The sequence below is a fragment of the Hungatella hominis genome, assembly GCF_014288005.1.
Classification (GTDB): Bacteria; Bacillota; Clostridia; order Lachnospirales; family Lachnospiraceae; genus Hungatella; species Hungatella effluvii.
Genome location: NZ_JACOPB010000002.1, coordinates 153839 through 175682, shown reverse-complemented (window position 1 = coordinate 175682; position 21844 = coordinate 153839). Strand labels below are relative to the sequence as shown.

The window sequence follows — 21844 nt, the reverse complement described above, 5'->3', positions numbered from 1 at the left end:
TTATGGGGAAGTATTCGGATGACGCAAAGAAGCTTCTGGAATATGTCGGCGGAAAACAGAATATCTCAGCAGTCACACACTGTATGACCAGGATGCGTTTTGTTCTGGCCGATCCTGAGAAGGCCGATGTGGCGAAGATCGAAGCGCTGAAGAGTGTAAAGGGGACGTTTACACAGGCGGGACAGTTCCAGGTGATTATTGGAAATGATGTTTTTGCGTTTTACAATGAGTTTACCTCCGTATCCGGGATTGAAGGAGTTTCCAAGGAGGAAGTGAAGCAGGAAGCGAAAGGGAACATGAATCCGGTTCAGAAGGCGGTAGCCAATATCGCGGAGATATTCGCACCTCTGATTCCGGCCATCATCGTCGGCGGTCTGATTCTGGGATTCCGGAACATCATCGGTGAGATTCGGTTTATGAACGGCGGGACAGAGACGCTGATCGAGGTGTCCCAGTTCTGGGCGGGAGTACACAGCTTCCTGTGGCTGATCGGTGAGGCGATATTCCATTTCCTGCCGGTAGGCATCACGTGGTCGGTGACGAAGAAGATGGGCACGACCCAGATTCTGGGTATCGTACTCGGTCTGACACTGGTGTCTCCGCAGCTGTTAAACGCCTATGCCATGGCTCCCGGCGTGGAAGTTCCGGTATGGAATTTTGGATTTTTCACCATGCAGATGGTCGGCTATCAGGCGCAGGTAATTCCGGCGATTCTGGCCGGATTCGTGCTGGTTTATTTAGAGAAGTTCTTTAAGAAGATTACGCCTCAGGCGATTTCCATGATCGTGGTGCCGTTCTTATCACTGGTGCTGGCCGTGATCGCTGCACACGCGGTTCTGGGTCCTGTGGGCTGGGCCGTGGGTTCCTGGGTCTCAAAGGTGGTTTACGCAGGGCTTACCTCAAGTTTCCGCTGGTTATTCGCCACCGTATTCGGTTTTATCTACGCACCGCTCGTAATAACCGGTCTTCACCATATGACCAATGCCATCGATTTGCAGCTGATGGCGGAGTTTGGAGGCACCATGCTGTGGCCGATGATTGCTTTATCCAACATTGCACAGGGATCCGCAGTACTTGGCATGATCTATTTACAGAAGCATAACGAAGAGGCGAAGCAGATATCCATTCCGGCATGTATTTCCTGTTATCTGGGTGTCACGGAGCCGGCGATCTTCGGTGTCAACTTAAAGAGGGGATTTCCATTTATCTCCGCCATGATCGGTTCCGCGATTGCGGCCACCGTATCGGTGGGAAGCAACGTTATGGCGAATTCCATCGGCGTAGGCGGAATTCCCGGAATCCTGTCCATTCAGCCGCAGTATATGGGAAGATTTGCTGTCTGTATGCTGATTACCATGGTGGTTCCTTTTGTGCTGACGGTAGTAGTCGGTAAGAAAAAAGACGTTCGGTAAATAAGTGGAGGAGAATATGAAAGACTTCAGGAAATCGTGTGTATATCAGATCTATCCAAAGTCCTTCCGGGACACGACTGGTAATGGCGTCGGTGACTTAAACGGAGTCACGGAGAAGCTGGACTACTTAAAGAAACTGGGAGTCGATTATCTGTGGCTTACGCCCTTCTTCGTCTCGCCGCAGAATGACAATGGATACGATATTGCGGACTATTACCACATTGACCCGCTGTTCGGCACCATGGAAGACTTAGACCGCCTCATTAAAGAGGCGGCTGACCGGGGCATGGGACTGATGTTTGACATGGTGTTCAACCATACCTCGACCCAGCACGAGTGGTTTGCCCGGGCGCTTAAGGGAGAGAAGGAGTATCAGGACTACTATATTTTTCGGAAAGGAAAAAAGGGGGTTCCCCCCACCAACTGGCAGTCCAAGTTCGGCGGCAGCGCCTGGGAGTACGTGGAGGAGCTGGGGCAGTATTATCTTCATCTGTTTGACCGGACGCAGGCGGACTTAAACTGGGAGAATCCGAATGTACGGGAAGAGATCCGCAAGGTTCTTCTCTACTGGAAGAAGAAGGGAATCCGTGGTTTTCGTTTCGATGTCATCAATCTGATCTCCAAGCCCGCGTACTTTGAAGATGACGACGAAGGAGACGGCCGCAGATTCTATACAGATGGTCCGCGGGTGCATGAGTATTTAAAAGAGATGGTGAAAGAGACCGGCCTGTATGAGGACGATATCATCACTGTGGGGGAGATGTCCTCCACCACAATCCATCACTGTATCCAGTATACCAACCCGCAGGAACAGCAGCTGAAGATGTGCTTTAATTTCCACCATCTGAAGGTAGACTATAAAAATGGGGACAAATGGTCTCTGATGCCCTATGATTTCATGGGCCTGAAAAAGATTTTTCACACCTGGCAGACCGGTATGGCCGAGGGAAGCGGATGGAACGCCGTGTTCTGGTGCAACCATGACCAGCCGAGGGCGGTATCGCGGTTTGGGGACGAAGCGAGATACCGGAAGCAGTCGGCCAAGATGCTGGCGACGGCCATCCACGGCATGAGAGGAACGCCCTATATTTATCAGGGAGAGGAGCTGGGCATGACCAACGCCGGTTTTACTTCCGCCGATCAGTACCGTGATGTGGAAAGTCTGCATTATTTCGATATTCTGAAGGAAAGCGGAATGGAGGAAGCCCGTATTTACGAGGTCCTGCGCCAGCGGTCCCGCGACAACAGCCGGACTCCCATGCAGTGGAGCGATCAGGAGTATGCCGGCTTTACAAACGGCGTGCCCTGGATCGAAGTCAACCGGAACTATAAAGAAATCAATGCGGAAGAATGCCTGGAAGACAGCGATTCTATTTTTTACTACTATCAGAAGCTGGTCGGCTTGAGGAAAGAGTACGACGTTATCAGCGAAGGCGGGTGCGAACCGGTACTGGAGGATCATGAGGCAGTATTTGCCTACAAAAGGACGTACGGCGGTGATACGCTGCTGGTCCTGACTAATTTTACCGACAGAAGCCAGTCCATAGCGGCGGCAGATTTAAAGCTTCCGGATGAGGAACTGACGAAATACAGAACGCTGATTGCCAACGATGGGGCAGAGAGGGAGAGTAAGAAGATCCGGCTTTCTCCATATGGAGCCATTATGCTGATCAGAGAGTGATACGGAACGCTTTTTAGGAAAGCAAATGGATCATATAAAAAAACAGCAGGGCAATACGGAAAAAACTGATAATCCCTTTTTACAAACCGGGTTTATCAGTTTCTTCCGTATGTTCACGCTGTTTTTTATTTTGCCTGGTATAACGTATTGTAGGTCCTTGTGCATAGAACACTCACTATCCACAAGGACTTATGATACGCTCTAGATACCCAATGTATGATCGAGCAGTATTTTTACACCCATAATCACCAGGATCAGCCCGCCTGCAAACTCGGCTTTGGACTTATACCTGGTGCCGAAGACATTGCCGACCTTGACACCGATGATGGAGAGGACAAAGGTGGTGGAGCCGATGAAGGAAACGGCAGGAACGATGCGTACCTGCAGGAAGGCGAAGGTGACGCCGACGGCCAGTGCATCGATGCTGGTGGCGATGGCAAGCAGAATCATATTGCCCGGCGCCACGGAGCAGTCCACACATTCCTCCTCCTTATTCAGGGACTCCCGGATCATGTTGAATCCGATGATGCCCAGAAGGATAAAGGCGATCCAGTGGTCGATGGAAGTGATGGCCTCTTTAAACTGAGATCCCAATATGTAACCGAAAAGCGGCATGCCCGCCTGGAAACCACCGAAATAGAGTCCGACGATGACTGCGTTTTTCCAGCTCATCCTCTGCATGGAGAGTCCCTTACAGATGGAAACGGCGAAGGCGTCCATAGAAAGGCCCACCGCGATAATGAACAGCTCAATTAATGACATGTGATATTCCTCCTGCGTATAAGCTTAATAAGTATATGATGCGGAGAACAAAAAAAGACTTATCTGCAGGCAGCGAAAAACCCGCAGACAAGTCTCATCTTTTTGCATAAAAGCAAGTTAAGCAGGACCAGATAGACAGACGCTATCAGTATGTTGACCCTGCTGCACGCCGCATCCCTGACCCGTGGGGGACGTGCTGACTACTCCCTCATCTTCCGTTTATTCTAATGGATTTTACTGGGTATGTCAAGTGCAAAACATCAAAGCTTACCGAAGCTCCGGCCAGAATTCCTTATTAGCCTCAATCATCTCATCCAGAATGGCCTTTGCCACCGTAGCCGACGGCACCGTTTTATTCATGGAAAAGGCTTTCCATACCTTTTCATAGGAGCCCTCGATGCCTCCGGCGACCAGAAGCTTCTCCGATGCCAGCTGCTGCTCCATCAGTCCCTTATAGTAGTCGCCGATGGGGCCCTGACAGATTACCTCCGGACCATTTTTGCCGATATAGGCAGGAACCTCGACCATGGCATCCGGTGCGATATTCTCGATGGCCCCGTTATTCTGTACAATCACGATGAATTTCTTCTTCGTGTCATTTTTAAGAGCCATGGCGAGATCCGCGATGTAGTTGCCGTGGGCGCCGTGGTAGAATGCCTTTGCAGTCACCTCTCCGGTCTTGATATAATGGTCAATTCCCTCAAACAGCTCCTTTTCCCTGGAGTCCATTACCTCATTGGCTCTCGTATATTCTGGATTGGATTCTTCCACCACATCCTTGGACAGCAGATAGTACTGCAGATACGTATTGGGCAGATACTCCGGATTCGACTGCAGGACCTTATACACATTATTCCAGGTATGGATCCAGGAGGCGTTTAAATGGCGTTCTCCCACGCGGTCGTGTTCCTTAAGCTTCTCCAGCACATCCGGCGGCAGAAGTGTCTTGTTCTTCATAACGTATTCTGTTATTTCCGCCTTTAAATCTCTGCCCTGATACGTGATATCCGTAAACCAGCCGAAATGATTCAGCCCGAAATAATTGACATCAAAGTCTGTAAAATTCGGAATATCTAAACATCTGCCCACCATCTCCAGGATTGCAATAGGCATATCACAGATGTTGATAATCCGGGCATGGGGGCGCAGCGCCCGGCACGCTTCCGATACCACAGCCGCTGGATTGGAGTAGTTTAAGATCCAATGGTCAGGGGCCGCATACTTCTCCACGTCATCAATCACCTGAATCATGGGAAACAGCGTGCGCAGGCCGTAGGCCAGCCCGCCGCAGCCACAGGTCTCCTGTCCCACACAGCCGTGGCGCAGCGGAATCTTCTCATCCTTTTCTCTCATGGCGTATTTCCCTACGCGCATCTGGGCAAAGATAAAGCTGGAATTCTCGTACGCCGTCTTTTTGTCCGTCGTTACCGTCAGGCGAATCGGAGACTTTATATCCTTTAAGATCCAGTCTACCACAAGACTCACCTTATACTGGCGCTCTTCATCAATATCAAACAGCCGTACTTCCTCTACCTCCAGTTCCTTCTGTCTTAAAGCAATGGATTTTACGATTCCCGGTGTAAAGGTGCTGCCTCCGCCTACAATTGTGATTATCATATTATTTCCTCTCTTTCTGCGGCCATGCCGCTCCATAAATGTTCTGTATCCTACATGCGCTCCAGCATATCCTCTACCTGGCTCTTTACAGCCGGTACCTGCATACCGAATACGATTTGTATATCAGTGCCGTTTTTCTTAATTCCGCTGTTTTTCATGGTATTGATCAAGTCATCCCTGATTAAGCTGCCATCCTTTACCACCACCCGCAGACGTGTAAAACAATTGTCCAGCGACTCGATATTCGCCTTGCCGCCAAGTCCCTCTATTAACTTCCGAATGGGTTCATCCTTTGGCTGGCTGGCCGCCGTCTCGCCGCTTCCCGCGTCCTCTGCTATAAGCTCTCTTCCCGGCGTCTTAAGGTTTAGTTTCTTAATCAGAAAAACGAAAAGGAAATAGTATCCGACTGCGGTCACCGCTCCCAGAAGCAGCAGCAGCGGCCAGTTGGTCTTCTCCACACCCAGGGCCAAATTGGAGATCATAATGTTGACGATGCCGCCGCTGGTGGAAGCCGGAATGCTGAGGACCTTTAACAGTACCAGCAAGCCGCCGCTGATCAGGGAGTGAACAACAAAAAGCAGGGGAGCTGCAAAGACGAACAGGAAATCCATCGGTTCTGTAATTGCCGATAAGATGGCCGCCAGCATAAGCGGGAACATGACTGCTTTTGTATTCTCCCGGTTTTCCTTTCTCGCAGTCGTGATAAAGGCCAGGCCGATTCCGATATACGGGAATAAATTATTGAATGTGTAGCTGTTATAATAGGTGGATGGTGAAAATGGTACTCCCGGCATGTTCATCTCCGCCACCCGGATCGGATAAGCGCCGGAGATGATCTGATCTCCAAGCACCAGGGTTCCGCCCACATCGGTAAACTGGAACGGTGCGTACACAAGATGGTGAAGCCCTGTGGGAACCAGAAGCTTGTTAAGCAGGCCGTATATGTAAAGTCCCACATTGCCGCTGCTCTTAATTAAATCGGTCAGAGCCGAGATCCCCCGCTGAACCACCGGCCATACGTAGGACGCTCCGAAGCCCAGAAACAGGGAAAGAAGGATCAGAAGGAAAAATGGAAATCTTACCCCGGAGAACATGGAGAAATACCCCTTAAACTGTTTCTCTCCGTACTTATTAAATACATATCCTGTCAGGCAGCCCAATGTGATGCCGCTGAACACGCCCATATCCAGCACCTGGATGCCCAGAACGGTAGACTGCCCCGTACCGTATAATCCCAGCGGCCCCATCTCTGCCAGCCTGCCGATAAAAGACAGCGTGATGTTATTGGCATTTAGGAATAAAAAATAGGACATCAGGGCGATCAGCGACGCGTGGCCTTTGTTCTTTTTCGCCAGCGCTCCCGCGATACCGACACAGAATATTACGCTCAAATTGTTGATTAAAAACATCAGACAATTATAAATCAGCTTTCCCACCAGCTGAAACGGCGCTGCCTGTAAAAATGGAATCTTCGCTGTGATCGAACCGTTTGTCAGGAGAATTCCGAGAATCAGCACCGTACCGGCAACCGATAAATACATGAGCGGCTGGACAATGGCCTTGGAAAACCGTTCCAGCGCACTTTTCATTTTTTCTTTCATATTCATTTTCTGCGCGCAGAGCGCGCAACCCCTTTCTAATGGACTGATAGTGTGTTGATCATGTGATAAACGAGGAATCCCTTTTCCGCATTTGTCATATCCTTATGGTATGTCTTTTGCACGTAGTCACCGATTTTCTCCGCACATCCATATACTACCGGATACTGGCTTCTGCCGAGTGTGAAGAGAAATTCATCCGCAGACTGGGCACTGCCTTCTCCCAGCACCCGCCTGGCGAAAAACTGCAGATGGCGGACAAACCGATCGTACGGAATGGAGGTTTCGTCCAGATTCACATCGAAATATTCCGATACGATTTGAAGGATATCGCGCACCATTTGGATACTCTGAATCGTGCAGCTGGCCCTCTGATCCATGGAGGCATTGACGATGTGAAGGGCAATAAAGCCCATCTCTTCCTCCGAGATCCGGATTCCCATCTTCTTCCAGATAATCTCTCCGGCCTTCCTGGCCGGCATAAACTCCTCTTTGTAGAACTGCCGTATCTCCAGAAGCAGCGGATTTTCGCATATTACGTGATTCTTTTCCCGTTCCAGGGACATACTGATATGATCGGTCAGTGTGATATACAGATCCTCGCTGATTTTCAAATCGGAGTCACGGCGGATCATCTCGACCACTTCCTCCGATATGGATAAATAGACGGAAGGGATATCCTTGACCAGCTTTTCCAGCCTTGTCATCACTCCGGAGTCCTCCAGGGTAAAGATCTTCTCCACCTTTTCCTGTTCAATGGAATCCCCCGGCTTCTTCTGAAAGGCCAGCCCTTTTCCTATGGCAATCATCTCAGGCCCGTCGGCCCCGTTCACTGCCACCACAACATTATTGTTATAAATTCTCTTGATTTCCATGACGTCTCACTCTCCCTCTCCAACAAAAAGACACGGTTACAGCCACAGAATTTTCTCTCCCGCCGTCACGGTTCCCGGCGGCGCCTTATGAACCTCTCCAAACTGTTCGCCGTTTGATACCAGCATCATCGTTACCGTATCGTAGCCTGCCCCTTTCAGTACTTCAATATCAAAGTTTACCAGCAGCTGCCCCTTTTTAACCGTATCATTCGACTTCACATGAACCGTAAATCCCTTTCCGTTTAAGGCTACCGTGTCGATTCCGATATGGATCAGCAGCTCGACCCCATCCTTCGTCTTAATCCCCAGCGCGTGGCCGGTTGGAAAGAGTGCCACGATTGTTCCGTCTGCCGGTGCATACAGACTGCCGTCTGTCGGAATGACCGCCACTCCATCTCCCAGCGACTTTTCCGCAAACACTGCATCGCTGACGGTCTCCAGTGGTACGAGTTCACCGCTTACCGGGCTGAACACCGCCTTTTCCTGTACCTCCTGTTTCTTCCAGTTTTTAAATAATCCCATGTTTTCCTCCTTTTCTGAAAACAAAAACAGGCTTAACCAAAATCTTAAAAGCACATACGAGTGCTTCTAAAGATCTTGGTTAAGCCTGTTTTCACAGTAACATTCCTTGTTTCTTTATAGCGCGATTATAACAAAACAAAAATGCATTGTCAACTGTTTTGTTCTCTATTCCAGCGGCTGTATGTAGAAATTTCCCACAACGTCGCTGGAGTTTATGACATTGACAAAGGTATCGGGGTACTGCTCGCGGATGCGTTTCTTCATCTTTTTCACGTCGCCGTCGGAGAGGACGGTGTAGAGAAGATACTTTTTGTTGGCCGAGTAGGAACCGAAGCCCTTTAAGATGGTGCTGCTGTGGTTGGTCAGCTCCATCAAATCCGCAGACACGGCGGCCGGATTGTCTGTGACGATGAGCAGCGTCTTTTTCTTGTATTTCTTATAAAGCGTGTTGATCACCTGCGTGTTGCAGAACTGGTAGATGATGGAGTACAGTGCGATATCCATGCCGAAGATGGCTCCGGAAATGAGGATGATAACAGCACTGAACAGCAGCATATAGTTGAAGGTGGATATCTTATATTTGGTGGAGAGGGACATGGCGATGAAATCCGTTCCGCCTCCGCTGGCCCGGTTGTTCAGGATGAGGCTCATGCCCAGGCCGTTGATGATTCCGCCGAATACGGAGATGAGAAGAAGGTCTCCGGTGATGGGGATGACAGGCAGCTGGTCGACCAGGATTGACACGGTCAAGAGGCTCACACAGGACAAAATCGTAAACTTTTTCCCGACAATGCGGTAGGCAAATACGGCCGGGATAGCGTTGAAAACCACGTTTAAGAAGGTGAAGGAGATCTTCACGCCAAAAAAGGCCAGCCCCACCCTCTGAATCAGCTTGGCGAGTCCGGAGAAACCGCCCGGGACCAGCTTTCCCTGTTCGACGAAGGTGTTTAAATTCACCGCTACGATGACACTTCCGAAAAGGATAAAAAAGATGGAGACAGCGTTGCGGAGCCGCTTATCCTTTTCTGCCTTTTCCGCATTCTTTTTGTATAAATCGGAAACACCCTGTTTTTCTGCCATTGGGACCCTCCTTTTTCCGGCAAAGACTTAACACATACTACCATTTCCCCAAGAAATCCTGTATAATTATATTGTTTTATACAGGGACACAAAAGGGGATTCGTATTTTTCTGTTTCTATCATATCATATATTTCGGAAGAAGGGGTCTAAAAATTATGAAACAATTACTGCATTTTGACAGTATAAGAAAAAAGGTCATTTTTTTAGACTTGATCGTTGTTTTTTCGCTATTCATCTTATTCTGTATTTTAATGAGCTATATATTTGAAGACGGCAATTACAAACTGAACTACAGCAAGCTGGACCTTCTGGAAGAAAAATGCAGCAATATTGCGAACAGGAATACGGAGATCATAAAAATATCGGTAGGCATGTATCTGGATCCTGAGATTAACCGTCTGATCTCGAAGAGGAACAGGCTGACGGGCTATGAATATATCAGTGCACAGGACAGCATACAGAGTAAAATGCTGGAGCTGACGGAATTGTTTCCTGACAGGCAGTATCAAATGATGCTGCTCTGTAAAAACGATATGAATTTTTATCAGTCCTCTTTAAACTTGAGGCAGGATGCTGTCACTCTGGATATGCTGGACGAGGAAAGCTGGTATCAGGAGGCGATGGAAAAGAATGATTCCATCTATTTCCTCCCGAAGTACAGGAGTCCTGTATTGCAGAAGCTGTTTCAGGAGGACAAGCTGTTTGCGGTTCAGAAACTGCGGAATTTAAACAGCGGAAGAGATGTCGGCATTATGATTGTGGCCATATCCCAGGATATCTGGGGGAATGTCATACTGGGCGATGAGGATTCCGATGAGAATACCATCGTCATCGATCAGTACAGAAAAATAATATTTTCTTCCGATCCCAGAATGTATGGATATGAGGTGGAGGATAATTCTTACTATAATCAGATAACAAATTATACGAAGGGCTTTTTTCTGGGAAATGTGATGAACCAATACAGCCATATACGGTTTGCCAGTATTGATGGTTTGGGCTGGAAGCTGATTTCCTATGAACCATACCGCCATGGCTGGACTTCTTTCTATGTAATCCTGTTCCTCGTCCTGGGAACCGCGATGTTTCTTGTGCTCATCGTCATAGTCTTTTATAACTGCAGCTTTATCTCCCGGAGAATGGAGAAATTAAATAAAAACATCCTGGAGGTTACAAATGGGGATTTAAAGACAAGAATCCAGGATGACTATGAAATAGAGTTCCATGAAATCTGTCACAATTTTAATTATATGCTGGACCACATTGAAAATCTGATGAAGCAGCTGGAGATAGAAGAGGAAGAAAAGCACGCCCTGGAGATCCAGGCTTTACAGGCACAGATTAACCCGCATTTCTTTTATAATACGCTGGTGACCATCCGGTTTATGATTCAGATGGAGGAATATAATGAGGCAGACAGAGCGCTGCTTGCCTTTTCAAAATTGCTGAGAAAATCCTTTGTGAATTCCCAGAAGGTCATTCCGATCAAGGAAGAACTGGCCATGGCGGAAGATTATCTGGAATTAATGAAGCTCCGATATCGCGATAAATTTCAATGGAAAATACTCGCAGCGGAAGACGTAGTGGAATTGGGGATTCTGAAGAACGTCATCCAACCGTTGGTTGAAAACAGCATCTCTCACGGCTTTAACATGAAAGATGGCATGGGACATATCGTCATATGCGCATACCGGATAAAGGAAAATGTCGTAATCGAGGTGGAAGACGATGGTGTGGGGGTAGACTTAGAAAAGATAAATAACAGCATACATAATCAGCAGACCGTGAAGGCCAGAGATCAGCTGAACGGAATCGGGCTTTCCAATATTCAGATGAGAATTTTACGGAATTTCGGCGATCAATATGGACTGAGTGTAGAGGTGAATTCATCGGGCGGCGTTACTTTCCGGATGAAGATGCCTGTCATTAATATGGAGGGGGCAAACAGTTGAATATCGTAATTGCAGATGACGAGGAGATCATCTTAAAATGGATGAAAAAGAATATCGAAGCGCTGTCGCCGGAGCATCATGTGATCGAAGCATGTATCAATGGAATGCAGGTTCTGAATTGCTGCCTGAACCATCAGGTCGATGTGCTGTTTACCGATATACGTATGCCGATCATGGATGGGATGGAGCTGCTTAAAAAGCTGAATCAGAATCATGTCCTGCCTTATACGGTTGTCCTGAGTGCGTATGATGACTTTTCTTATGCAAGGGACTGTCTGAAGCTGGGGGTGAGTGAGTTTCTCTTAAAGTCTGAGATTACAAAGGATGAACTGGAAGCCTGCCTGCAGACCGCGAAGGAACGGATCAGGAATCAGGGGGCGGCGGAGACAAAACAATCATCTCCCGCCCGGGAGATGGAAAAGGTTCTGCTGCAGTGCTTTAAAGAACCGGACTATATTTCCAGGGACATCTTAAAACAGGTCTGGAATACCTGCTGGGAGATAAAAGGGAGTTATGCAGTGATCATCTTCCGCGATACCGATCGGATATCGAATCAGGAACAGCTTAAGGAGATTCTGCCATTTGCCTTTCAGGAGGAGAAGAGGGTGCTCTACTGGCTGCCAAAGAGTGAGCGGGAGATCCTTGTACTTACGGAAATGAATCATGACAACCCTCAGAAGCTTACAGAAAAAATATATGAGACGGTCGCCTCCTTCGGCGGCAGCAATATGTATGTCAGCAGCTCCGACACCGGTAAAACGGTGGACGAACTGGAGACATTATACCAGCATTCACAGGAGGTTCTCACCTATCAGCTGTTTTACAGGCACATTGGCGGACTGAATTATGAAACGATGAAGAACCGGATCAGTCATATAGAGGCTGGAATGGAAGCAAAGTTTGAAAAACTGGAGCTGCTGATCAACAGCCGGGCCTGGAGCAGTATAGTCGAGGAAATGGAAGCGATATTCGATTATGCGGGGAAAATGGAGCCGGATGTATCCTGCATCAGAAGGCTGTTTCTAAATACCTTACTGAATCTGTACTGGAGTCATCTGGAGGAGGCGGACAGAAGAGTGTTTTCGATCGATAAGATCATTGAAGTGACACACTGTACCGATATTGGCCAGCTTGAAACAAAGGTTTTGACGCAGGCGGAAGAAATCCTCAGGGTATTGATCGGCAAACAGAAGAAATACAGTGAAGCTGTATTTCTGATCATGCAGTATATGGAAGAACGGTATGCAGACTCCATTACACTCGATGAGCTTGCAAACCATGTTCATATGAACCGCAGCTATATCTCCCATCTCTTCAAAAAAGAGACTGGCAGGAATATTAATACCTATCTGTTAGAGCTTCGAATGGAAAAAGCGAAAATTCTTTTAAAGAACAGTAACCATAATATTCAGGATATCTGCTGTCAGATCGGGATCCCGGATTCGGCTTACTTTAGTAAGGTATTTAAAAAGTATTCCGGTATGACACCGATCGAATTCAGGCGCATCAGCAATGAAAACTGATGCGTCTTTTTATTTCAAAAGACAACAAAACATGGATTGTATAAAAGCGCCAAATAAATTACAAAAATATCAAAATAATTTTAAAATATGCAAGAGAAACTACGAAGTTAAAATGAAAAATAGTAAAAAAGATACAAAAAAACAAAAGAAGAACAGAAAAAGATATACATAGTACATAGTAAAAGAATGCAAAATCAGTATAATATAGTTATCAAGTTCCTGGAGTACAACAACCATAAACAAAAGGAGAGGGAAGTTATGAGAAGAAATTGGAAAGTTATCTTAAGCGCAGCAGCAGTCAGCTGTATGGTGTTGTCTTTGGCCGCCTGTGGAGGCGGTAATGAAGACCTGGTTTCCGATGCAGGGAAGGATACCAGTGATGAAAATGTAAAACTGGTCTTTCTCAGGGCAGGAACCGAAGATTATAAGAAGGATGCCTTTACTCAGATGATAGAAGGGTTTGAAGCGAAGTATCCGAATTATACGGTAGAGTATCAGGAAGCTCCCTGGGGAGATGATTTTGAGACAAAACTGAACACCGGATTTGCTTCCGGCACGGCACCGGACGTCATTCACTACTCCCTGGCATCGATCGGTGCGAGAGTACCCATGGGGCAGTATGAGTGCCTCGACTCGTATGCCGAAGGCTGGGAGGGCATGGAAGATATGTATGACAGCGTAAAAGAAGCCGGAAGTATCGGCGGAAAGCTTTACGGTGTCCCGTACACGCCGGATGCACGAATGTTTGCGATCAATACAGAGTTATTTGAAAAGGCCGGGCTCGATCCGGATTCACCGCCTGCCAACTGGGAAGAGCTGTTGGAGGCCCATAAAAAACTGATGGTTAAGGATTCCTCCGGCAATGTAATCCAGTGCGGCTATGGAATCCCCACCAGCGGAAGAAATATCAACCAATACCTGGAAATATTCATTGTTCAGAACGGCCTGAATAATCTTGTGGATGAAGCGAGCAATGAAATCCTGTTTAACAAACCGGAAGCAGTCGAGGCGATGGATTTCATGAAGCAGTTAAAGGATGCCGGTCTGGTGGACTGGAATAACACGCAGAAGGATCAGAATCCTTTCTACAATGGAACGGCGGCCATGACGGTTATTTCTGAAAATGAGTTTAATAATATCAACACAGGAGATCTGGAAGGAAAGATCAAGCTCGTTCCCATGTTTTCCAAGGCAAACAGCGGTACCTTCTGCGGGATGCATTTTATGTTTATGAATGCGAACTCCAAGAATAAAGAGGCTGCCTGGAAATTAATTGAGTACATGAGCAGCAAGGAGTCGATGCAAATCTGGATGGATACGGCAAAGACGGCTCCCGTAAGGTCCTCTTTGGAAGAGGCGTATCTGAAAAAGAATCCGGTAAATGGACCGATGATTATGGAAGCAATAGAAATTGGAAAAGGATCGCCCAAGGTTCCGTACTTTAACAGTGTATTTACTTATGTGGACGATGCCATGGAACAGGTATTCTATGGGCAATTATCCCCTCAGGATGCGCTTAATGCAGCTGCGGAAAAGGTGCAGGAGGAAATTGATAATCAATAACTGCGGCAATGCGGTCTGTTTGATAAGAATAGGCCGCATTATTTATTCCCGCAGGCAGCAAGTCAGGTGTCCGGATGGCCGGACCTTTTATCAGGAAGAAATGAGGAGAGAGGAAAGATGGCTGGAAAAAAAGTAAGAAAAAACACACGCGGCGATAAAGAGGCGTATATCATGATATTGCCTGCTTATCTGATTTTTACTATTTTCATTCTGGTTCCGATCGGCATGGTACTGTTTTACAGCCTGACCGATTTCAATATGTACCAGATTCCCGCTTTTTTAGGTTTGAAGAATTATAGTAAGCTGTTTCATGATTCGGAGTTTCTCGCATCGGTTGGAAATACACTGCTGTATACGGTTGTAACGCTGACCATTCAGCTGGTATTGGGGCTCTTGCTGGCGGTACTGCTTTATCGGGAATCCAGGGCAGTTCCTTTTTTCCGGACAGCGCTTTACATGCCCAATATCATGTCCATGGTGTGCGTATCCATGGTATGGCTGTGGCTGTATAATCCCAACTTCGGCCTTCTCAACAGCTTTTTAAAGCTTATCGGCATACCGGCCCAGCAGTGGCTCATTAATCCGAATCAGGCAATGCTCTGCATAATTATGATTGGAATCTGGAAGAACTGCGGATATTCCATGGTCATCTTCCTGGGAGGGCTTACCGGCATTCCCCAGTCCTTATATGAGGCGGCGGAGCTCGATGGAGCAGGCGCTATCCATAAGTTTCGCTACATCACGTGGCCGATGCTGTATCCCACGACCTTTTTCCTGCTCGTAACAGGAATCGTAAACAGCTTTGCAGTGTTTGAACAGGTAAATATCATGACGAACGGCGGGCCTTTAAACAGAACAACGACGATTGTCCATCAAATATACAGGAGAGGTTTTCTGGAGTTCAAAATGGGATATGCAAGTGCCATGGCGGTTTTGCTTCTGGTGTTTTCTTTAATCGTTACCATGATGGTATTTAAGTTTGGCAATAAAGGTCAGGATGTGGATGTTTCATAGGAGGAGCAAAGATGAAAAGGAAAAAAAGGTTACATATGATCTGGATAGTCTGTATGGCAGTGGTTTCTTTGATTATCCTGCTTCCGATTCTTGTAATGATTTTAACTTCATTTAAAACAACAGGGGAGATTAACTCGGCGGTATTTCATTTCCTGCCGGAGTCGATGAATCTTGATAATTATAAGGCGGCGATGTCCACCGGAAGCTGGCTGATCTATTTTAGAAATTCCCTAGTCATCACCCTGGTCAGCATTGTATTCTCGCTGTTGTTTAATTCCGTCGCGGGGTATGCGTTTGCCCGGCTGCATTTTAAAGGATCGAAGGTACTGTTTACACTGCTGCTGGTCGGCCTTATGATGCCGCCGCAGGTAACGATGCTGCCCACGTTCCTGATTATGGCGAGATTTCCGCTGATCGGTGGAAATGATATTCTGGGATTTGGCGGTTCGGGATTAATGAATACGTTTCCCGGAGTGATTATTCCATTGGTATCGGGGTCCTTCGGCGTCTTCCTGTCGAAGCAGTTTTTCGAGAATTTTCCCAGATCCCTCGATGAAGCCGCCATGCTTGACGGGGCCGGTAAATGGAAAACGTATTTCTATATCTACCTTCCCAATTCAAAGGTTATTCTTGCAACCCTGGCGCTGTTAAAGGGATCGTCAGTCTGGAACGATTACTTATGGCCTTTGGTCATGACAAATTCAGTCAATATGAGAACCGTACAGCTGGCGCTTACCATGTTCCGGGATGAGAGCACGGTGCGCTGGGGCCCCATGATGGCGGCGGCAACGTTAATCTCGCTTCCGATGATTCTGTTATTCCTGTGTGCACAGAAGTATTTTGTACAGGGAGTTGTTTCGACCGGAATTAAGTAGCAGCAGAGAGGAGTAAAGGGATGAAAAGACCCAATATTATTGTATATTTTTCGGATCAGCAGCGCTGGGATACGCTGGGGTGTTATGGACAGCCGCTTTTAGTTTCCCCCAATCTCGACAGACTGGCAAAGGAGGGCGTGAAATTTGAAAATGCCTTTACCTGCCAGCCGGTTTGCGGTCCCGCCCGTGCGTGCCTGCAGAGCGGTAAATATGCGACACAGGTAAACTGCCATAGAAATGCGCTGGCATTGCCGCAGGATATAATAACGCTGGCCGATTATTTCCACGAATCCGGTTATGAGACGGCTTACGTGGGCAAATGGCATCTGGCCTCAAACAGAAGCAGCTATACGGCGCCGTTCGATGAGGAAAACTACGAGACCCGGGCGATTCCTCCGGAACGCAGGGGCGGGTATCGGGATTATTGGATGGCGGCCGATGTTCTGGAGGCAACCTCCCATGGATACGATGGATATGTGTTTGACCGAGAAGGGAAAAAATGTGAGTTTATCGGTTACCGCGCGGATTCCATTAATAATTATGCGATTCATTACCTCCACCAGTATGATGGGAAGAAACCATTTTTTCTGTTTATTTCTCAAATCGAGCCTCACCATCAGAACGATCACGGCCGGTTTGAGGCGCCGGATGGCGCGCGAGAGAAGTTTACCGGCTATGAGCTGCCGGCTGACATTCCTGTGGATAAGGGGGACTGGAAGGAACATTACCCGGACTATTTAGGCCAGTGTCACAGCCTGGATGAAAATGTCGGGCGGCTTGTCGATACGCTGAAGGCGAGGGGATTGTGGGAGAATACGATCCTGTTTTACACATCAGACCATGGCTGCCATTTCTGCACGAGGAACAGCGAGTATAAGCGCTCCTGTCATGAGGCAAGCATCCATATTCCGATGCTTGCTGTGGGCGGACCGTTTCAAGGCGGCAGAACCATCACGGAGCTGGTCAGTCTTATTGATTTGCCGGTGACGCTGCTTGACTGCGCAGGTATAAAGAAACCGGAGGATTTTCAGGGGAATTCGCTGAAATCCCTTGCCGATGGGACCTCAGAAGGCTGGGACGACTGTGTGTTTATACAGATCAGTGAAAGCGAGGTCGGCAGAGCAATCCGGACCGATCAGTGGAAATATGCAATCGCTGCGGATGCGGATGGATGGAGCTGCCCGGGGGCGGATGTTTATTATGAACAGTATCTGTTTGATTTAGCGCACGATCCGGCGGAATGCTGCAACCTGGCGGGAGACCCTGCCTTTGAACCGGCAAGACGGGTATTGCGTGAGAAACTCCTGCTTTGTATGGAACGGGCTGGGGAGAAGAGACCGGAGATTCGTCCTTTTCGAGAGGGCTGAAAGGAGAAACAGAGATGAAAGCAATTATGGTAATGTTTGATTCCTTAAACCGCAGATTTCTTGAGCCGTATGGCTGTCAGGAGACAATCACTCCAAATTTTCTCAGACTGGCACAGAAAACCGTGCGGTTTGAGAACAGCTACGCCGGAAGTCTGCCCTGTATTCCTGCAAGGAGAGAGCTGCACACGGGCCGGTATAATTTTTTGCACCGGTCCTGGGGGCCTATGGAGCCTTTTGACGATTCCATGCCGGGAATCCTGCGGGGGCATGGGATCCATAGCCATCTGGTCAGCGATCACGGCCATTATTGGGAATGTGGAGGTGCTACGTATCACACTCAATATACGACATGGGAAAATATACGGGGACAGGAGGGAGATCCCTGGGCTCCTGTGGTTGGAGGCGCAGAGGATGGGGACCCGAATTTTACCGCATTTACAGAAGGGCTGCGCAGCGGACTGTACAGGCAGAACCTGGCGAACCGCACAAGAGTGACTGGAAAAGACCAGTACCCATTGGTGAAGACTTTTGACAAGGGTCTTGAATTTCTGAGAGAAAATGAGGGAAAGGATTCCTTCTTTTTACAGATAGAGTCGTTTTCCCCCCATGAGCCCTTCATGGCGAGCAGGGAGTTTAAGGATATGTATCCCGGGAAAACAAAAGGTAAAAAGTATGAATGGCCGGATTACGCGCCGGTAAAGGAATCCGCAGAGGAAGCAGACGAGATTAAGTACTCCTATTTCGCCGACTTAACAATGTGTGATGAGCAGTTGGGCCGTCTGCTGGATTACATGGACGAAAAGAATCTGTGGGAAGATACGATGGTTATTGTCAATACAGATCATGGCTATATGCTGGGAGAACACGGGTATTGGGCCAAAAACTATATGCTCTGCTACGACGAGATCGTCCATACGCCGCTGTTTATCTGGGATCCAAGGTTCCCTGAATCCGCTGGAACGAGCAGAGAGGCGCTTGTGCAAACCATAGATCTGCCGGTTACGATTCTGCAGTTTTTCGGAATCGATCCTGCCGCAGATATGCAGGGGCAGGACATTTCCCGGATCATAAAGGGGGAGAAAGGCAGCCGGACGTGCGGGCTGTTCGGAATATTCGGGGCCCATCTGTGCTGTACGGATGGAAGATACGTGTATATGAGGGCGCCTCGAAATCTGGAAGCCCCATTTCATGAGTATACGTTAATGCCAACCCATATGATGACATTCTTTACGACGAAAGAGCTGGAGTCGATGGAACGCCACGAGGCCTTTTCCTTTACAAAAAATTGTCCCGTTATGCAGATTGATGCAGACCCGGCAGTCCGGTGTATGGAGGAGGGGGACTATCTGTTTGACTTACGGAATGATCCGGTGCAGGAGCATCCAATTGTATCGGAAGATATAACAGGCGAGATGGAGCGGAGCATGTACCGGCTTATGAGGTTTAACGATGCTCCGGAGGAGTTGTATTTAAGATTCGGTTTTGTTTGAGGAGAGATCCCTATACTGTGTAATAATTTATAACATTTCCCATAATTTATTCGTATTTATTTCCATGTTCAATTCCCCTATAATAAAACCATCAGAAATACCTGCGCAGGTTCAATGAGAATGATGCTATTATAAGGAGGAGGACTTATACTATGAGAAAGGGTATCTATAAAGCGGCGGCCCTGATTCTTGCCGGAACAATGTGCGCGGGCCTTACAGCCTGCAGCGGAAAGACTCAGGAAACAAAGGTCCAGGAGACAGCGGTTCAGGATACAAAGGAGGCGCAGACCGGAGAAACAGGAAAGGAACAGGCTTCGGAAGCGGGGAAGGAGAGTGCCGCGCCAAAGAAGAAGGTATCACTGGTTCTTGCAACAAACTGGGGTGAGGGGGACTCCAAGTATAATTATTTCTATCCGAAGTTTCAGGAATTCCAGGAAGCGAATAGCGATACGATGGACATTACTCTGGAGACTTACAGCACAGAGGACTACAAGACAAAGATTAAAACACAGACAGCTTCCGGTGATCTGCCGGATGTATTTACCTATTGGGGCGGCGCGATGATGACCGACATGGTGGAAGCGGGACTGCTGCTCGATGTGGAAGAGTACTTTAACGCGTCGGATCAGGTAAAGAGAGACGGATTTGAACCGACCTCCTTCGGATATTACACGGCTTCCGACGGAAAGACCTACGGAATCCCGATTGAATCCACCAGAGGAATATTCCTGGCCAATAAGCAGCTGTTTGAAGAGAACGGGCTGGAGATTCCAAAGACCTGGGAGGAGCTTTTAAAGACCGCAAAGGCTTTTAACGAAAAGGGTATTATCCCGATCGCGATCGGCAGCAACGGCGGTACGCCGTCTGAATTCTTTTTCAGTGAACTGTATGGCCAGTATGACGGGGCGGCAAAAGAACTGGAGGAGCTGGCAGCGACCAGGACCTTCAATACCGAAAATGCGCTTAAAGTAGCGAACAACATAAAGGATATGATCGATCAGAAGATGTTTCCTGCGGATACGGTGGCCAACGGGGGCTGGGCTGCCAGCCTTCAGCTTTATACCGACAGGAAGGCGGCTATGACCTATACGTATCCATGGATGTTTGAGTCCATACCGGAAGAAATTCAGGAAGCCAGTGAGATCGTACCTTTGCCCATGCTCCCTGACGCGGATATCGATCCGGCCGGCATCATGACAGGGTTTACGGTATACGGATTTGAAATTAATAAAGCTTCCTTTGAGGATGCGGCAAAGCACGATGCCATGGTTAAGCTCTGTGACTTCCTTGCTTCTGATGAATTATCCGCAGAGCTGACGAAGAGCGGCATGATACCGGCAAAGAATATTGAAATTGACATGGACAGCCAGAAGCTTATCTTTAAGAAAATGATGGAATATGCCCAGGATAAAAAGCTGATTTCCGTCCACTATACAACCATGCCCGATCAGGATGCCGTTAATATGATGGATTCCAGCTTGGACGAGTTCTTTATCAATGCGCTGACGCCGCAGGAGCTGATCGACAAGGTACAGGCGGTTTTGGACAAGAATAATAAGTAAACGGGGAAATAATGGGGCTGTTCCGGAACGAGAGGAACGGCTCCATTTTTAAGGTGATCGCATGAAAAGAAAATACTTCAAAAAATATCATAATCTGCCGGTTACTGTGATGTTCCTGGCACCGGCATTTTTAATCTACACGGTCTTTCTGTTCCTGCCGCTGATTCTCACGTTCTGGTACAGTCTGACGACCTGGAACGGCGTTTCCGCGAAGGTCTTTGCAGGACTTGCCAATTACAGGGAGCTTGCGTCGAGCAGTGACTACTGGCTCACATTTTCCAACACGGTAAAGCTTACCGTGATCTCTCTCATCGTCCAGATCGGAGCCGGAATTCTTCTGGCTTACCTCTTATACAGCTGGACGAAGGGGATGAAGATCTTCCGCACCATCTATTTCCTTCCGGTGGTTATCGCACCGGTTGCCATCGGTCTGATGTTTTCCCTGTTTTATAACAGCGAAATCGGTATTTTCAATAAGATCCTGACAGCGGTCGGTCTGGGGAGATTTGCGACAAACTGGCTGTCCAATCCGCGTACACTGTTATATGCGGTGATGGCGCCGCAGGTATGGCAGTATATAGGCCTTTATGTAACCATATTTTTAGGAGCGCTTCAATCGGTGCCGGAGGACTTGATCGAGAGCGCGCAGATCGACGGGGCGGGGAAATTACAGTCGTTCCTCCACGTCATCCTGCCGCAGATCACCGGATTTATGAATATCTGTATTATCCTGTGCCTGACCGGTTCGTTGAAGGCATTCGATCATTCCTGGATCATGACCGGAGGCGGACCGGGAGTGCGCTCCGCATACCTGGGAGTATTCATGTATAAATCGGCCTTTGTAAATTCGGATTTCGGCCTCGGAAGCGCGGTGACGATTACCATTGTGGCGGTGTCCTTAACGGTTACCATACTGTTTAACTGGTTTGCAGACAGAAAGAAGGGGTGAG

At 48.0% G+C, this 21844-nt stretch carries 17 protein-coding genes; 11 read left to right on the top strand and 6 right to left on the bottom strand.

What is annotated here, in order from left to right; genetic code table 11:
- The first annotated feature begins 2 nt into the window (after window positions 1-2).
- Both treP and treC read left to right on the top strand, forming a co-directional pair.
- Complete coding sequence (gene treP / locus H8S75_RS05065; RefSeq protein ID WP_187019847.1) at window positions 3-1412, top strand: PTS system trehalose-specific EIIBC component; 1410 nt, start codon at window positions 3-5, stop codon at window positions 1410-1412.
- A gap of 16 nt (window positions 1413-1428) precedes the next feature.
- The gene (gene treC, locus H8S75_RS05060; RefSeq protein ID WP_187019845.1) at window positions 1429-3093 is read left to right on the top strand and encodes an alpha,alpha-phosphotrehalase; all 1665 of its coding nucleotides are present in this window, start codon (window positions 1429-1431) and stop codon (window positions 3091-3093) included.
- Window positions 3094-3294: 201 nt separating this feature from the next.
- Here treC and H8S75_RS05055 read toward each other — a convergent pair whose 3' ends face one another.
- From H8S75_RS05055 to H8S75_RS05030, 6 genes are all read right to left on the bottom strand, one after another.
- Window positions 3295-3855 (bottom strand): manganese efflux pump MntP, encoded by a 561-nt coding sequence (locus H8S75_RS05055; RefSeq protein ID WP_002604492.1) that lies wholly within the window; start codon window positions 3853-3855, stop codon window positions 3295-3297.
- Window positions 3856-4122: 267 nt separating this feature from the next.
- Window positions 4123-5472 carry a family 4 glycosyl hydrolase gene (locus H8S75_RS05050; RefSeq protein WP_187019843.1) on the bottom strand — a complete coding sequence of 450 codons (1350 nt, stop codon included), beginning with the start codon at window positions 5470-5472 and terminating at the stop codon, window positions 4123-4125.
- A 50-nt stretch (window positions 5473-5522) separates the two neighbouring features.
- On the bottom strand, window positions 5523-7073 hold the full coding sequence (locus H8S75_RS05045) for a PTS transporter subunit EIIC (protein WP_243270182.1): 1551 nt from the start codon (window positions 7071-7073) through the stop codon (window positions 5523-5525).
- 35 nt (window positions 7074-7108) lie between these two features.
- Complete coding sequence (licT, locus tag H8S75_RS05040; RefSeq protein ID WP_187019840.1) at window positions 7109-7945, bottom strand: BglG family transcription antiterminator LicT; 837 nt, start codon at window positions 7943-7945, stop codon at window positions 7109-7111.
- A 36-nt stretch (window positions 7946-7981) separates the two neighbouring features.
- Window positions 7982-8467, bottom strand: coding sequence for a PTS sugar transporter subunit IIA (locus H8S75_RS05035; protein ID WP_187019838.1), 486 nt, complete (start codon window positions 8465-8467; stop codon window positions 7982-7984).
- Window positions 8468-8632: 165 nt separating this feature from the next.
- Entirely contained in the window at window positions 8633-9547 is a 915-nt protein-coding gene (locus tag H8S75_RS05030; RefSeq protein WP_187019837.1) for a YitT family protein, read from the bottom strand.
- A gap of 156 nt (window positions 9548-9703) precedes the next feature.
- On the opposite strand from H8S75_RS05030, the gene H8S75_RS05025 reads away from it, so the two are divergent.
- From H8S75_RS05025 to H8S75_RS04985, 9 genes are all read left to right on the top strand, one after another.
- Window positions 9704-11500, top strand: coding sequence for a sensor histidine kinase (locus tag H8S75_RS05025; protein WP_187019835.1), 1797 nt, complete (start codon window positions 9704-9706; stop codon window positions 11498-11500).
- Window positions 11497-13023 (top strand): helix-turn-helix domain-containing protein, encoded by a 1527-nt coding sequence (locus H8S75_RS05020; RefSeq protein ID WP_187019833.1) that lies wholly within the window; start codon window positions 11497-11499, stop codon window positions 13021-13023. Before H8S75_RS05025 ends, H8S75_RS05020 begins: the two co-directional genes overlap by 4 nt.
- A 258-nt stretch (window positions 13024-13281) precedes the next feature.
- Complete coding sequence (locus H8S75_RS05015) at window positions 13282-14586, top strand: ABC transporter substrate-binding protein (protein WP_187019831.1); 1305 nt, start codon at window positions 13282-13284, stop codon at window positions 14584-14586.
- A 117-nt stretch (window positions 14587-14703) separates the two neighbouring features.
- Window positions 14704-15600, top strand: a complete 897-nt coding sequence (locus H8S75_RS05010) for a carbohydrate ABC transporter permease (protein ID WP_187019829.1) — start codon at window positions 14704-14706, stop codon at window positions 15598-15600.
- Between the two features lie 11 nt (window positions 15601-15611).
- Window positions 15612-16475 carry a carbohydrate ABC transporter permease gene (locus tag H8S75_RS05005; RefSeq protein WP_187019827.1) on the top strand — a complete coding sequence of 288 codons (864 nt, stop codon included), beginning with the start codon at window positions 15612-15614 and terminating at the stop codon, window positions 16473-16475.
- 20 nt (window positions 16476-16495) lie between these two features.
- Window positions 16496-17842, top strand: a complete 1347-nt coding sequence (locus tag H8S75_RS05000; RefSeq protein ID WP_187019826.1) for a sulfatase family protein — start codon at window positions 16496-16498, stop codon at window positions 17840-17842.
- A gap of 14 nt (window positions 17843-17856) precedes the next feature.
- A complete protein-coding gene (locus H8S75_RS04995) occupies window positions 17857-19332 on the top strand; it encodes a sulfatase (protein ID WP_187019824.1) in 1476 nt (491 codons plus the stop codon).
- 152 nt (window positions 19333-19484) lie between these two features.
- On the top strand, window positions 19485-20894 hold the full coding sequence (locus H8S75_RS04990) for an ABC transporter substrate-binding protein (RefSeq protein WP_187019822.1): 1410 nt from the start codon (window positions 19485-19487) through the stop codon (window positions 20892-20894).
- A gap of 61 nt (window positions 20895-20955) precedes the next feature.
- A complete protein-coding gene (locus H8S75_RS04985; RefSeq protein ID WP_187019820.1) occupies window positions 20956-21843 on the top strand; it encodes a carbohydrate ABC transporter permease in 888 nt (295 codons plus the stop codon).
- Window position 21844 lies beyond the last annotated feature (1 nt).

Excerpts from the sequence above, each read along its gene's own strand:
- treP (WP_187019847.1), top strand. The coding sequence starts at position 3 with ATGGGGAAGTATTCGGATGACGCAAAGAAGCTTCTGGAATATGTCGGC.
- treC (WP_187019845.1), top strand. The coding sequence starts at position 1,429 with ATGAAAGACTTCAGGAAATCGTGTGTATATCAGATCTATCCAAAGTCC.
- H8S75_RS05055 (WP_002604492.1), bottom strand. The coding sequence starts at position 3,855 with ATGTCATTAATTGAGCTGTTCATTATCGCGGTGGGCCTTTCTATGGAC.
- H8S75_RS05050 (WP_187019843.1), bottom strand. The coding sequence starts at position 5,472 with ATGATAATCACAATTGTAGGCGGAGGCAGCACCTTTACACCGGGAATC.
- H8S75_RS05045 (WP_243270182.1), bottom strand. The coding sequence starts at position 7,073 with ATGAAAGAAAAAATGAAAAGTGCGCTGGAACGGTTTTCCAAGGCCATT.
- licT (WP_187019840.1), bottom strand. The coding sequence starts at position 7,945 with ATGGAAATCAAGAGAATTTATAACAATAATGTTGTGGTGGCAGTGAAC.
- H8S75_RS05035 (WP_187019838.1), bottom strand. The coding sequence starts at position 8,467 with ATGGGATTATTTAAAAACTGGAAGAAACAGGAGGTACAGGAAAAGGCG.
- H8S75_RS05030 (WP_187019837.1), bottom strand. The coding sequence starts at position 9,547 with ATGGCAGAAAAACAGGGTGTTTCCGATTTATACAAAAAGAATGCGGAA.
- H8S75_RS05025 (WP_187019835.1), top strand. The coding sequence starts at position 9,704 with ATGAAACAATTACTGCATTTTGACAGTATAAGAAAAAAGGTCATTTTT.
- H8S75_RS05015 (WP_187019831.1), top strand. The coding sequence starts at position 13,282 with ATGAGAAGAAATTGGAAAGTTATCTTAAGCGCAGCAGCAGTCAGCTGT.
- H8S75_RS05010 (WP_187019829.1), top strand. The coding sequence starts at position 14,704 with ATGGCTGGAAAAAAAGTAAGAAAAAACACACGCGGCGATAAAGAGGCG.
- H8S75_RS05005 (WP_187019827.1), top strand. The coding sequence starts at position 15,612 with ATGAAAAGGAAAAAAAGGTTACATATGATCTGGATAGTCTGTATGGCA.
- H8S75_RS05000 (WP_187019826.1), top strand. The coding sequence starts at position 16,496 with ATGAAAAGACCCAATATTATTGTATATTTTTCGGATCAGCAGCGCTGG.
- H8S75_RS04995 (WP_187019824.1), top strand. The coding sequence starts at position 17,857 with ATGAAAGCAATTATGGTAATGTTTGATTCCTTAAACCGCAGATTTCTT.
- H8S75_RS04990 (WP_187019822.1), top strand. The coding sequence starts at position 19,485 with ATGAGAAAGGGTATCTATAAAGCGGCGGCCCTGATTCTTGCCGGAACA.
- H8S75_RS04985 (WP_187019820.1), top strand. The coding sequence starts at position 20,956 with ATGAAAAGAAAATACTTCAAAAAATATCATAATCTGCCGGTTACTGTG.